At 35.5% G+C, this 12,469-nt stretch carries 13 protein-coding genes; 1 reads left to right on the top strand and 12 read right to left on the bottom strand.

The annotated features are described in order from the left end of the window. Window positions 1-241 precede the first annotated feature (241 nt). The 12 genes from DZ858_RS10755 to DZ858_RS10700 form a co-directional block, all read right to left on the bottom strand. On the bottom strand, window positions 242-472 hold the full coding sequence (locus DZ858_RS10755) for a DUF3820 family protein (protein ID WP_117159670.1): 231 nt from the start codon (window positions 470-472) through the stop codon (window positions 242-244). Continuing rightward, complete coding sequence (locus tag DZ858_RS10750) at window positions 456-992, bottom strand: DUF922 domain-containing protein (protein WP_117159669.1); 537 nt, start codon at window positions 990-992, stop codon at window positions 456-458. The genes DZ858_RS10755 and DZ858_RS10750 overlap by 17 nt, the downstream gene beginning before the upstream one ends. A 52-nt stretch (window positions 993-1,044) precedes the next feature. Next, window positions 1,045-1,449: an OsmC family protein gene (locus DZ858_RS10745; protein WP_117159668.1), complete on the bottom strand. Its 405-nt coding sequence runs from the start codon at window positions 1,447-1,449 to the stop codon at window positions 1,045-1,047. After that, the gene (locus DZ858_RS10740) at window positions 1,446-3,326 is read right to left on the bottom strand and encodes a LysM peptidoglycan-binding domain-containing protein (RefSeq protein WP_147309593.1); all 1,881 of its coding nucleotides are present in this window, start codon (window positions 3,324-3,326) and stop codon (window positions 1,446-1,448) included. Before DZ858_RS10740 ends, DZ858_RS10745 begins: the two co-directional genes overlap by 4 nt. A gap of 136 nt (window positions 3,327-3,462) precedes the next feature. After that, a complete protein-coding gene (guaA, locus tag DZ858_RS10735; RefSeq protein WP_117159666.1) occupies window positions 3,463-4,992 on the bottom strand; it encodes a glutamine-hydrolyzing GMP synthase in 1,530 nt (509 codons plus the stop codon). 75 nt (window positions 4,993-5,067) lie between these two features. Further along, a complete protein-coding gene (locus DZ858_RS10730; protein ID WP_239990771.1) occupies window positions 5,068-5,904 on the bottom strand; it encodes an endonuclease/exonuclease/phosphatase family protein in 837 nt (278 codons plus the stop codon). Window positions 5,905-6,095: 191 nt separating this feature from the next. Next, window positions 6,096-6,968, bottom strand: coding sequence for a rhomboid family intramembrane serine protease (locus DZ858_RS10725; RefSeq protein WP_117159664.1), 873 nt, complete (start codon window positions 6,966-6,968; stop codon window positions 6,096-6,098). Further along, window positions 6,968-7,702, bottom strand: a complete 735-nt coding sequence (locus tag DZ858_RS10720) for a rhomboid family intramembrane serine protease (protein WP_117159663.1) — start codon at window positions 7,700-7,702, stop codon at window positions 6,968-6,970. Before DZ858_RS10720 ends, DZ858_RS10725 begins: the two co-directional genes overlap by 1 nt. Beyond that, window positions 7,703-9,553 (bottom strand): DNA mismatch repair endonuclease MutL, encoded by a 1,851-nt coding sequence (mutL, locus tag DZ858_RS10715; protein WP_117159662.1) that lies wholly within the window; start codon window positions 9,551-9,553, stop codon window positions 7,703-7,705. Then, complete coding sequence (locus DZ858_RS10710; RefSeq protein WP_117159661.1) at window positions 9,553-9,840, bottom strand: riboflavin synthase subunit beta; 288 nt, start codon at window positions 9,838-9,840, stop codon at window positions 9,553-9,555. Before DZ858_RS10710 ends, mutL begins: the two co-directional genes overlap by 1 nt. Before the next feature lie 133 nt (window positions 9,841-9,973). Then, a complete protein-coding gene (ribH, locus tag DZ858_RS10705) occupies window positions 9,974-10,471 on the bottom strand; it encodes a 6,7-dimethyl-8-ribityllumazine synthase (RefSeq protein WP_117159660.1) in 498 nt (165 codons plus the stop codon). Window position 10,472: 1 nt separating this feature from the next. Next, a complete protein-coding gene (locus DZ858_RS10700) occupies window positions 10,473-11,237 on the bottom strand; it encodes a tetratricopeptide repeat protein (protein WP_117159659.1) in 765 nt (254 codons plus the stop codon). 150 nt (window positions 11,238-11,387) lie between these two features. Between DZ858_RS10700 and recF the strand changes: the two genes are divergently transcribed. Then, a complete protein-coding gene (gene recF / locus DZ858_RS10695; RefSeq protein ID WP_117160421.1) occupies window positions 11,388-12,467 on the top strand; it encodes a DNA replication/repair protein RecF in 1,080 nt (359 codons plus the stop codon). Window positions 12,468-12,469 lie beyond the last annotated feature (2 nt).

Genomic DNA, 12,469 nt, shown 5'->3' with positions numbered 1-12,469 from the left:
AAAAGCTATGGGATTTAAAAGTGTGGCTGTTGATACCCAATAAAATATTGTTGCCAAGATAAGGTATAACTCTGGCATCCAGTAGAATAATGGTTTAATGTATTTTAAGGTAATCCCCACTTTGATTATTTAACTACACAATAGATGAGTAATTAGCGCGAAGGTTGCGTAGTTTTTACCTTAATTTTTTAGGAAAACAGTAAATAGAGACACAAATCAATAACTATTAAACAGTTAGACTTTATCTTTTAATCAATTTCTTTAAAAGACCTTCTAAACCATTCAATTTAATCTCATACATTTCTTGCATTAGACCACCCAATTTACCTTGTGGAAAACCTTTCTGTTTAAACCAAACATAATAAGGCTCAGGAATGTTCACCAAATATTGGTCTTTGTATTTTCCAAAGGGCATTTTGTAGTTTGCCAATTCTTCTAAATGTTTGGGGTTTGGTTTATTTCCAGCGGTCATAAGCGTTTAATTGGTTGGCAATTTTTTGTCGCCAGTAGTATTCTTTTTCTTTGTTTTTTGAATGATCGCTTTCCAAATCATATTGATTTTGGAGTTTTTGTCGTTCCTGTTCTGTTGTATGGTATAAAGCCCCTATTTCTTCTTTTATATTTTTTGAAAATTTAGCTTCAGCTATTCGTTTCCGTAAGATGCGGGCGTGTAATTCTGAAATATCAAAATGAGTTTGTTCGTGCTTTAAAATATACTCGGAGACCTTACCGGGTTTAAACCAAGATTGCTCTGGATAAAAGTTACAAGATATATTGTGCTCCATTGTCCGTTTTCCATTTTTTTCGGTATATGAAAACGAAAAGGACATTCCACTGTTGGTACTGGCTACAAAATTAGCTCCAAGCTCAGGTGCTCCTCTAAAATCGTCCCAAGTGAGTTGTCGGGTTTCAGTCCAAATAATTTTTTCTTTATTTTCTTCCGAAGTAAAGAAGGAAAATGTAAACAATAAGATTGCTGCAAAAAGTTTCATACAGATTAAAACGCAAAAACCCTGCCTTTATTGAACCGATATAAAAAACTGATTACCCCCAATTAAAGGTTATCACTTTTTCTATATCTGGATGTAAACTATGATGTACAGGACACGTATTGGCTGTTTTTTCCAATATTTGTTTATTTTTTTCTTCTATGATGACCGGCAAATTAAAAATCACTTCAATTTTTGAAATACGTCGAGGGTTGCTAGCCATTGTTTTAGTAACGGTTGCCGTGCTTCCTTTTATATCTACTTGTAGTTCGTTTGCCTTGATGCCCATCATCGTTAGCATACAGTTAGCTAGACCAGTCGCCACTGTATCAGTTGGCGAAAAAGCTTCACCCTTGCCCTTATTATCTGTCGGGGCATCGGTAATGTATTTATTACCCGATTTTATATGTTCATTTTCGGTACGAAGATTACCAATATATATTACTTTAGCTGTACTCATTCTGCTTCTATAAAATGAAGTTTATCGTTGTATTCTACAATATATACTGCATTGTTTTGATATCCAGAAAGCAGTTTATTAGTGTATTGAAATTTATTCTCAATGTATTCTGTTACAAAATCATTTTCGCTGGCTTTGTACATATCGTCCGCTGAAGCCAGACGCAATAAAATATCATACATAATATCAAAACCTCGTACTGCGTATCGGTTAGGCAATACACCGTATTCATTTTTATAACTGATTAAAAAAGGATCTTTTTCATTAAAGTCATAATTCTTGTTTACTGAAGGAAATGTAAATTTTAGCTTCGCTAAATGCATATTCGACACGTCGTGATAATCATACGCCTTATTTTTATCAAGTGCTAGCAACCTTAATTTATGATTTTTAGGCATACCATTTAAAAGTCCAACCACATTACTTACCAATACCGGGTCACTCGACGCTAATACTACCCAGTTTTCACGGTCTATATCTACTTTTGCAGCAATATCACGCTGATATAAATAGCCGCCTTCACGAGGAGATACCGATTTAGCAGTAGGAATTTGAGAAATAATTTTCTGTTTTTCAGCATTGTGTTTTGCATCGCTGATAATAATTACGTTTTTCCCAGCTGATTTTTCAACTAAAAAATCCATCATTCGTGCACGAAGCATATCATCAGTAGGCAAAGTTTGGAAAAGATTAGGGTACATCCGTATTTCTTTATTGCTCAAAGGAGAGAAAACAGGAACATTATTACTACGTAGTGTTGCAGCGGCTTTGTCAACATTTTTACTTAGCAGTGGTCCAATAACAGCATCTATATTCTTAAAATTACTACCTGAAACAATATTCCCTACTTTAGTTGCGCTTTGCTCAGTATCAAAAACTTGAAGGTTTACAGAAATCCCTTTATCTTTTGCAAATTCGGTTGCCATTAACACACCGCTATAAAAATCGAGTGAAATGCGTAAAACAGAGTTAGATTTTAATAAGTCCTCATTGGCCGCTGTCGAATCTGAATCTGCTTCTCGAAGCTGAAAAGGCAATAACAGTGCAATGTTTTTAGCAGATTTATTAGCGATGTAGTTCTCAAGGTTTACGGGGGTTGCTTTCTCAGTAACACCTACTGAATTTTCTTTCGGTATTTTTAAAATCATCCCGTCCTTTAATCCATCTTTTGCATATGGGTTAAGGGATACAATCTCTTCTTCTGATAGTCCTAATTTTACTTTTAAGCGGTAAAACCCTTCTTTTGGTTGTACTTCGTATAAATCGTATTTCTCATTATCGATGGCAGCAGATTCTGTTGTTGAAATATCCGGAACATTCAAAACAGTACCAATTGCAATATTCTTATCAAGACCTGGATTGAGTTTTTTTAATTCAGCAATGGTGGTATTATATTTTCTAGCAATACCGTAAATGGTTTCCTTAGGCTCAACAGTATGTGTACTGGTATCGGTATTTACTGCTGTTTCAGAAACCGTAGTAGTACCTTCTGTTGATGAAATAGGAATACGTATTTTCTCCCCTTTTTTAAGTTGTCTTGAATACAACTCCTTATTGTATTTCTTTATAGCTTCCTGAGACACATTGTATTCTTGCGAAATACTAAACAGTGTTTCTTTTCTTTTTACCCGATGTTCTTTAAATGTAACATTCTCTGACCCTGTATTTGAAATTGCATTTGAAGAACGAGGTAAAATAATAATTGTATTAGCACCAATACCATTTTTAGCATCAGGGTTTAACCTATAAATCGCACTTTCTGTGGTTCCATATTCTTGGGCGATACTGTAAATTGTTTCGCCTTTTTTAACTTTATGACTTCGATATTGCTGTTGCTGAGTTGCAATACCACAACCCGTATTAAGTGTGCATATCAAAAAAAGGTATATAAAATGCTTCAAAATATTCTTATGTTAGGTTACATGTATTATTGTTCATTCCTGTAAGTTTCTAACCCTTGGCTCATTGAATGTAGCTACGAGGTTTCGAAAACCTTTCAGAATGTTTAGGGGATTACTCCCATTCAATCGTGGCTGGCGGCTTTGAACTAATATCATACACTACTCTATTAACGCCTTTTACTCGGTTTATTATATGATTACTGGTTTCTTGTAAAAATTCATACGGCAAATTCACCCAATCTGCCGTCATTCCGTCGGTAGATTCTACCGCTCGTAATGCTACAACTTTTTCGTATGTACGTTCATCTCCCATTACGCCAACACTCTGCACTGGAAGTAAAATAGCACCAGCTTGCCATACTTTATCGTACAAATCCCATTTTCTAAGTCCGTCGATGAATATAGCATCAACCTCTTGTAAGATACGAACTTTTTCAGCGGTAATATCTCCTAAAATTCGAATGGCTAATCCAGGCCCCGGAAATGGATGTCTACCTAATAACTTTTTATCAATGCCCATTTCGGCTCCTACACGCCTTACTTCATCTTTAAAAAGCATGCGCAAAGGCTCTACCACTTTTAACTTCATAAAATCTGGTAAACCACCCACGTTATGGTGCGATTTTATAGTTACCGAAGGACCGTTAACCGAAACGCTTTCTATAACATCAGGATAAATAGTTCCTTGTGCTAGCCAATCAACATCTTGTACTTCGTGCGCTTCGTCATCAAAAACTTCAATAAAAGCGTTTCCAATGGCTTTTCTTTTTAGTTCGGGATCACTTATATCTTTTAAAGCTTCCAAAAAACGTACCGAAGCATCCACTCCTTTAACATTTAAGCCCATATCTTTATATTGTGACAAGACATCGCTGAATTCATTTTTTCGTAGCAATCCGTTATTTACAAAAATACAATATAGGTTTTTACCAATAGCTTTATGCGATAAAATAGCCGCCACGGTAGAATCTACGCCACCACTTAAGCCCAATACCACTTTATCATCGCCTAATTGTTCTTTAAGCGCTTCTACAGTGGTATCTACAAATGCTGCGGGTGTCCAACTTTGTTCTACACCGGCAATGTGCACTAAAAAGTTTTCTAACAGTTGTTTTCCATCTGTTGTGTGATACACCTCTGGATGAAACTGAATAGCATAAATTTTTTCGCCTTCAATATGGTACGCAGCATTGAGCACATCTGGTGTACTTGCCAACCGAACGCCATTTTCAGGAAGTTGAGCAATGGTATCACTGTGGCTCATCCATACTTGTGTTCCTTCTGAAATACCCTCAAAAAGAGAAGCATCAGCCTTAATCATTGAAAGTTTGGCTCTACCATATTCTCTAATATTAGAAGGCTCCACACTACCCCCATTAAAATGAGCGATATATTGTGCGCCGTAGCAAACGGCCAACATAGGTAGTTTACCTTTTATACGGGACAAATCTGGATGTGGTGCATCCTCGGCACGAACCGAAAACGGACTTCCCGAAAGAATCACGGCTTTAAACTCATCTAAACTTTCTGGAATATTATGATAAGGGTGGATTTCGCAGTAAATGTTCAACTCTCTTACACGACGCGCTATTAGCTGTGTGTACTGTGAACCAAAATCTAAAATAAGGACGTTGTTTTGCATAGGCAAAAATAATTGAAAAATAAGGTTAGGAAAACCTTATCCATGTTTTTTTATAAAATTTTAAATATTCTGTTTTCACTCCCAACCTAATGTTGCGCTTACGGGAAAATGATCTGAAAATGATTCCTCTATTGTATTAAATTTCAAAACCTCAAAATTTTCTGAAGCAAGTATATAATCAATCCGCATGGGGTAAAAATCAAACTTAAATGTTGTACCAATACCGTTGCCTCGTTTTAGAAAAGCATCTTGCATTCCATTTGTCATATTTTTATAAATATAGGAAAATGGTGTGTTATTAAAATCTCCGGTAACAATAGTTTTATATCGGCTCTGGGCTTTATGTTTTTTAATTTTAGCAACTTGCCCTTCTTGTTTTACAAAAGCATCGGCAATACGTTTTCTCAATCTTTCTTTATCATTTTCTTGAAGAAAACTAACCCGGGGTACAATCCTTAGTGATTGTAAATGAAGACCATACACCCGTATCGTATCGTATCCTTTTACTATATCGGCATAAATTGCATTATTGGTTGTTTCAGAAAAGTTAAACGCTCCTTTGTTTACAATGGGATATTTTGAAAAAATAGCATGCCCTAATTTGTTTTTCTCTTTAAAGTTGATATGTTGATACGGGTATTCAGAAAAATCCACTTCATTTTGGACATAATATTCTTGTACTGAGATAATATCAGGCTTTTCTTCTTTTAAAATTTCTGAAAAGGTTTTCGATACTTCTTCGGAAGCAGGGTTATCTTCATATGCATTGAACAACCGCACGTTGTATGAAAGAATGCTAATCGTTTTTTTATATTCTGAAACATCTTTTTCTGTAGAGATTTCAAAAAAGGGATTAAAATAAAAATAAGCAATTACTAAAATAACAGTTGAAACTAGAAATTTTCTTTTCAATCTTATGAGCCAATAAATAGCAAAAAAAATATTCAATACAATTAACGGTGAGACTAATAAACTCAACAGCGAAAGTGTTGGAAATTTTGAAGGTGGTAAGTACGGCAATACAAATGATAGTAAAAGAAAAAACGCTACTAGCGAATTTCCCCAAAAAAGTAATTTAGTTATGAATCCCCCTTTTTTCAAACTTAATTGTTTTTACCTGCTTTGAACAAAAAATCTTTTTCAGCCTTTGTCAAGCTATCATAACCACTTTTCCCTATTTTATCTAATATTTCGTCAATTTTTTTTTGATTGTCATTTTTAGTATCAGTAGCTGTTCGCTTCGAAGTTGTTTTTTTATTTCGATGTACTTTAGTAAACGGTTTCTTTTTTCGAGGTGTAAATAAGTTTTCCACCCAATCAATTATACTTTCGAACCACTTACCAATATTATTTCCTTTCTGAAGTTGTTGCGCATACACAAAACCAAATATTGCACCACCAATATGCGCCAATCGGCCACCAGCATTACCGCTGCTTGGTATCAACACCAAATCTAGCAATACCAAGACCAAAGCTATTTGCCATAATTTAATACGGAACCTGAAGACCATCACCTCCGCATTAGGTGTATATGTCGCGATAAAAACCATTATGGCTGTTACGGCTCCTGAAGCACCTATTAACCCAGCGGTAGTACCTTTTAAAGCAGGAAAAACACTATATGCTGTTACATATAGCAATCCACCAAAAAGGGCTCCTAATAAATAGATGGTTAAAAATCGCTTTTCGCTAAACAGGTTCAGTACAAAGCGTCCAAACCAATACAACCAAAGCATATTAAACAGGATATGGAAAAACCCAAAATGTAAAAAGGCATAGGTAAGTAATGACCATGGCTGCAATAGAACGCTACCAACACTTTCAGGTAATACAAACCACTGGGATAATTGTCCAGGTGCCATCCCCATAAAAAAAGCTAATAATCTAACTGCTAAAAAAATTATTGCATTAATCGCAATCAGTTTGATTACTATACTCGATGTTTTAAATTGATATTTTAAGCTGTTTGTGTCCATTAATCCCAACGAGTTGAATCAAAACTATTTTTTTTCCAATAATAAGCCATAATAAAACCAAACAATGCTCCACCAATATGAGCCCAATGGGCAATGCCAAATGGCGAACCTGTTATTCCGAAAAATAAATCCCCTAAAATAATTAACGGGATAAAGTATTTTGCTTTAATAGGTATGGGCAAAAATATAAGCATCAGTTCAATATTAGGGAACATCAATCCAAACGCTACGAGTATACCATAAATTGCACCTGAAGCACCAACGGCTGGTGTATTAAAGTTATTGTACAATGTTTGAATGGTTTCCTTTGAAACACTTTCTAATATTCCTGTATTATATTGCCCGGTTTCCAATAAAGTCATTATCTGCGATTGGTCCATTCCTGCAGCAAGCAAGGCATCATAACCGCTGTGTATTTGATAATAATTCACCAAAGTATGGATTAACGCAGCTCCAAAACCTGCTGAAAAATAGAAAAACAAAAACTTTTTACGTCCCCAGCGCATTTCTAATGGCGAACCAAAGGCCCACAGCGCATACATATTAAAAAGTATATGCATAAAACCACCGTGCATAAACATATGTGTGAGTGGCTGCCAAATTTGAAATTTTGGGTTTTCAAAGTAAAAAAGTGAAAACAACCTGTATACTAAATCTCCGGAGATTAAAGTCCCTACGAAACAAATTGCGTTTATAATGATTAAAACCTTAACGGTTTCGGTTATTCTTCCCATTTACATAAATTTTTTATCAAAGTCGTTGGCGTCCAATGTTACCAACACTGGCCGATTACTTGGCGACACGCTAGGTTCTTTACAAGCAAACAATTGGTGCACCAAATGCAATTGTGCCTCTTGCTTTAAAGGTGTTCCCGTTTTTACTGCCATATTTTTTGCCATGCTTTTTGCCAATAAATCATTTTGGCTAAAGCCTGCGTCCGGCACTTCTTCTTTTATATCTTTTACTAACTGTGTTAAAACAGTTTCTACCTGGCTTTCGGCTATTGAAACAGGAATCCCGCTAATTTCAACGGTTCCATCTTTAATTTCTGAAAATACAAATCCCGTATGTTCCAACTGTTCTTTTAAATCTTCTATAAACACCAAATCGGGGTTTGAAAAACTCAGTTGTAACGGAAACAATAGTTGTTGACTCACCGCTTCTTGCACAGTAATATTCTTCAGTAATTCTTCATATATAATACGTTGATGTGCCAAATGTTGATGAATCACTAACATGCCACTTTTAATCGGACTAATAATGTATTTATTTTGAAGTTGAAATGTTACGCGTAGATTTTCCCCTTGATCATTTTCAAAAAGACTTCCAGAGACCTCTTCGCTTTCAAATTCGATACTTTCATCTTGATCTAAAACTGTCGTTTCATCTTTTAAACCAGCATATAAGGACTCCCAAGAGGGTGATGTTTTTTTCTCGCGTTTAAAAGGAAAAGTGATGTTTTTTTGTTTCGGTTCGCCTTGAAAAGGATTAAAATTTCTATCTACATCTATAGTCGGGGCAACAGGAGACTTTTTACTGTATTCGTAGGGTGTATCAAAACCCGTATCTTTTTCAAAATCGAGCACTGGCGCAATGCTAAATTGCCCTAAACTGTGTTTAATGGTTGCTCGCAGCATTGCATAAATAGCGTGTTCATCGTCAAATTTAATTTCAGTTTTGGTGGGATGAATGTTTATATCGATGCTTTTAGTATCTACTTCTAGAAATAAAAAGTACCCAGCATAGGCTCCATCTTTCAACAATCCTTCAAAAGCAGTACTTACTGCGTGATGTAAATATGAACTTTTTATAAAACGATTGTTTACAAAGAAAAACTGCTCGCCCCTACTCTTTTTAGCATATTCGGGCTTAATTACAAAACCGTTTATTTTTAGCATTTCAGTTTCTTCGGAGACGGGAACGAGTTTTTCGTTCATCTTATTTCCAAAGATATTTACAATCCGTTGTCTTTCATTGCTATAAGGAAGATTAAAAACATTGCTTCCGTTGTGCAACATATTAAATTCTACTTGCGGATGTGCTAAAGCAACACGATGGAATTCATCAATAATATGACGCGTTTCTACATTGTTACTTTTTAAAAAATTTCGCCTTGCAGGAATGTTGTAAAAAAGATTTTTAACTGAAATAGTCGTGCCTTTGGCAACCACCTCAGGTTCTTGTTCGGTCACTTCGCTACCTTCAATAGTAATTTTAGTGCCAATTTCAGAATCTTCAGTCTTGGTTTTTAATTCTACGTGAGCAATAGCTGCAATAGATGCTAGTGCCTCACCCCGAAAGCCTTTGGTGTGAAGGTTGAAAAGATCGTCTGCCGATTTAATTTTTGAAGTAGCATGCCGTTCAAAGCTCAAACGGGCATCGGTTGTGCTCATACCAATACCATTATCAATTACCTGAATAAGTGTTTTACCGGCATCTTTTACCACCAATTTTATTGAGGTTGATTTAGCATCAATCGCATTTTCCAACAATTCCTTTACTACAGAGGCTGGGCGTTGTACCACTTCTCCCGCTGCTATTTGATTGGCAACGTGATCCGGTAAAAGTTGAATGATGTCGGTCATTAGTTTTGGTAGAATATTGACAAATCAAAATCGATGATATATAGGAAAATGAGAATAAAAATGGCAACTATAAATATGATTGTTCGATTAACTCGACGATTTTTAGATTGCTGAAGGTCTTCCCAAGCCGTTTTAAATTTGTTTTTTAATCCTGATTTACCACCAACTGTGCTTCGGTGCTCATCAAATTTATGCTTAATACTGTAAGGACTTCCTTCCCCATCGTTGTTGTAATAACGTGGGCTATAATCAAATTTTTTATTCTTTCGTGACTTTATAATTCCCATAATCCTTGTGTTTCAAATGTACTTAAAATACTGCAGTTTTTGAAGTGATTTGCAGTGCTTTATTTATGAATACAATAACCGTTCCGAAGGATTGGCACTCAACAGTATCTATAAAAAGAGGTTTATAAGAAATCTAAAAACGAGCATCTTTTCTAAGCTGAGCCATTTTAATAGCAGCTATAGCAGCTTCACTACCTTTATTACCGTGTTTGCCACCGCTTCGGTCTATGGATTGTTGCATCGTATTATCGGTTAGCACACAGAAAATAACGGGAATATCGCTTTGTACATTGAGGTCTTTTATACCTTGGGTTACACCATCACACACAAAATCGAAGTGTTTGGTTTCGCCTTGTATTACACTGCCAACAGCTATTACAGCATCGAGCATATCGTAGCTTTGCTGCATTTTTTTACAGCCATAAATTAATTCGAAACTTCCAGGGACGTTCCAACGGACAATATTCTCCTTAACCCCACCACAATCTAAAATAGCATCGAAAGCTCCTTGAAAGAGACCTTCGGTTATGTTGTCATTCCATTCTGAAACAACAATCCCAAACCGAAAATCTTTCGCGTTTGGGATTGTTGCTTTATCGTAATGCGATAAATTTTTATTTACTGTTGCCATACTACTGCATTGATTCAGCTTGCCCTACATAAAGGTCCGCTTTTTTTGCTTCTTGCGAATTAGGATATTCTTCAGTAATTTTCTGAAAATGCTTTAAAGCAACATCTTTCTTACCAGTATTCAATGCTGTAATCCCTGCCTTTAAAAGAAAGCGAGGTGCAGTTAATTCATTATCCCGCATTTTAGCAGCTTCTTCGTAATATTTAAGTGCTTCTTCGTTTTGCTCTAATTGAACAAAAGCATCGCCAATTGCACCTTTTGCAATAGGTCCTAAAAAAGCGTCGTCACTACTAAAGTTGTCTAAATGGTCTATCGCTTCTTGATATTTTTGAGTATTCAAATAAGCCATTCCAGCATAATAATTTGCAAGATTTCCAGCATCGGTACTTCCGTAGTTATCTATTATATCGATAAACCCATATTTACCTTGTCCTCCGTTTAAAGCTAAACTATATAAAGAATCTTTAGACTCTGCAGTAAGTGCCATCTCATAATAAGATTGCGCTTGGAACATTTCGTTCATCGCTTCAGACTCTTTCGGTTTTTGGATAAATTGCTCATACGCAAGGTAACCAAGCACACAAATTGCAATTGCACCTACTATTCCTAAAATATAGTTTTGATTTTTCTCTACCCATGCTTCGGTTCTTGACGCTCCTTGGTCTAAGGTACTAAATACCTCTGCCGTTGTGCTTTCTTCTTCAATTGCCTCTTGCTTTTCAGCTTTGGTCTTAGGTTTGTATCCTCGTTTCTTGTACGTTGCCATAGTGTTGGTTTAATGATGGGCAAAAATAAAATTTTTAATGGAATTAAAAAGGGAATTTATTTAGTATTTTATAATATTTTGTGCTCATTTTTTCAGAATTTTGCTAAAGAACACTCAAGTTACACAAAAATACGCAACTTGTTCATATCTATGGTTTTAGACACACTTTCCTTACTCAATTATAAAAATTTTGATGCCATCACATTTCAAATGGACCCAAAAATCAACTGTTTCACAGGTCATAATGGGGTGGGAAAGACAAATATACTCGATGCAATTTATCATTTATCCTTCGGAAAAAGCTATTTTAACCCTATTACCAGCCAAAACATAAAACACGATGCCGATTTCTTTGTAGTTGAAGGAAATTATGAGAAAAGCGACCGCCAAGAAAAAATAATCGTGAGTGCCAAGCAAGGCCAGAAAAAAATGATAAAACGTAATGGAAAGGCTTATGAAAAATTTAGTGAACATATTGGGTTTTTACCGTTGGTTATCATTTCGCCGGCAGATCGTGACCTTATTATAGAAGGTAGTAGTACTAGACGTAAATTTATGGATGGTGTTATTTCGCAAGGGGATTCGCAATACCTAAACACCCTATTAAAGTATAATAAAACATTAGTGCAGCGTAATTCGTTATTAAAATATTTTGCCGCCAACAATACCTTTAACCAAGACACCCTTTCCATTTACAATGAACAGCTTCATGAATTTGGGACCCTTATTTACGGCAAACGAGCTGCTTTTTTAGAAGAATTTACCCCTATTTTCCTGAATCGATACAAATCAATTAGTAGCGGGAATGAAACAGTAGGATTGGAATACAAGAGTCAGTTAAAAGAAAATGATCTATTAACTTTACTGAAAGAAAACATCACCAAAGATAAAATCACTCAATACACTAATTTCGGAATCCACAAAGACGACCTTGTTTTTGAAATTGATGGACATCCTATTAAAAAATTTGGTTCGCAAGGGCAGCAAAAATCGTATTTAATTGCCTTAAAGTTAGCGCAATTCGATTTTATAAAAGCACAGAGCAATGTAAATCCTATTTTATTATTGGATGATATTTTTGATAAATTAGACGAACAACGGGTGGAACACATTATACAGTTGGTAGACGATGAAAATTTCGGTCAATTATTTATTAGTGACACCCATGCAGACCGAACTGAAGCCGTAATTAAAAAAGTACATCAAACCTACAAGATGTTTGAGTTGTAATG

It is taken from the genome of Marixanthomonas ophiurae (assembly GCF_003413745.1).
Taxonomy (GTDB): domain Bacteria; phylum Bacteroidota; class Bacteroidia; order Flavobacteriales; family Flavobacteriaceae; genus Marixanthomonas; species Marixanthomonas ophiurae.
The sequence above is the reverse complement of the archived record's forward strand: the minus strand, read 5'-3'. Positions and strand labels throughout refer to the sequence as shown.

Bases quoted from the DNA above. Each gene is read 5' to 3' on its own strand.
- DZ858_RS10755 (WP_117159670.1), bottom strand. From the start codon at position 472: ATGACCGCTGGAAATAAACCAAACCCCAAACATTTAGAAGAATTGGCA.
- DZ858_RS10750 (WP_117159669.1), bottom strand. From the start codon at position 992: ATGAAACTTTTTGCAGCAATCTTATTGTTTACATTTTCCTTCTTTACT.
- DZ858_RS10745 (WP_117159668.1), bottom strand. From the start codon at position 1,449: ATGAGTACAGCTAAAGTAATATATATTGGTAATCTTCGTACCGAAAAT.
- guaA (WP_117159666.1), bottom strand. From the start codon at position 4,992: ATGCAAAACAACGTCCTTATTTTAGATTTTGGTTCACAGTACACACAG.
- DZ858_RS10725 (WP_117159664.1), bottom strand. From the start codon at position 6,968: ATGGACACAAACAGCTTAAAATATCAATTTAAAACATCGAGTATAGTA.
- DZ858_RS10720 (WP_117159663.1), bottom strand. From the start codon at position 7,702: ATGGGAAGAATAACCGAAACCGTTAAGGTTTTAATCATTATAAACGCA.
- mutL (WP_117159662.1), bottom strand. From the start codon at position 9,553: ATGACCGACATCATTCAACTTTTACCGGATCACGTTGCCAATCAAATA.
- DZ858_RS10710 (WP_117159661.1), bottom strand. From the start codon at position 9,840: ATGGGAATTATAAAGTCACGAAAGAATAAAAAATTTGATTATAGCCCA.
- ribH (WP_117159660.1), bottom strand. From the start codon at position 10,471: ATGGCAACAGTAAATAAAAATTTATCGCATTACGATAAAGCAACAATC.
- DZ858_RS10700 (WP_117159659.1), bottom strand. From the start codon at position 11,237: ATGGCAACGTACAAGAAACGAGGATACAAACCTAAGACCAAAGCTGAA.
- recF (WP_117160421.1), top strand. From the start codon at position 11,388: ATGGTTTTAGACACACTTTCCTTACTCAATTATAAAAATTTTGATGCC.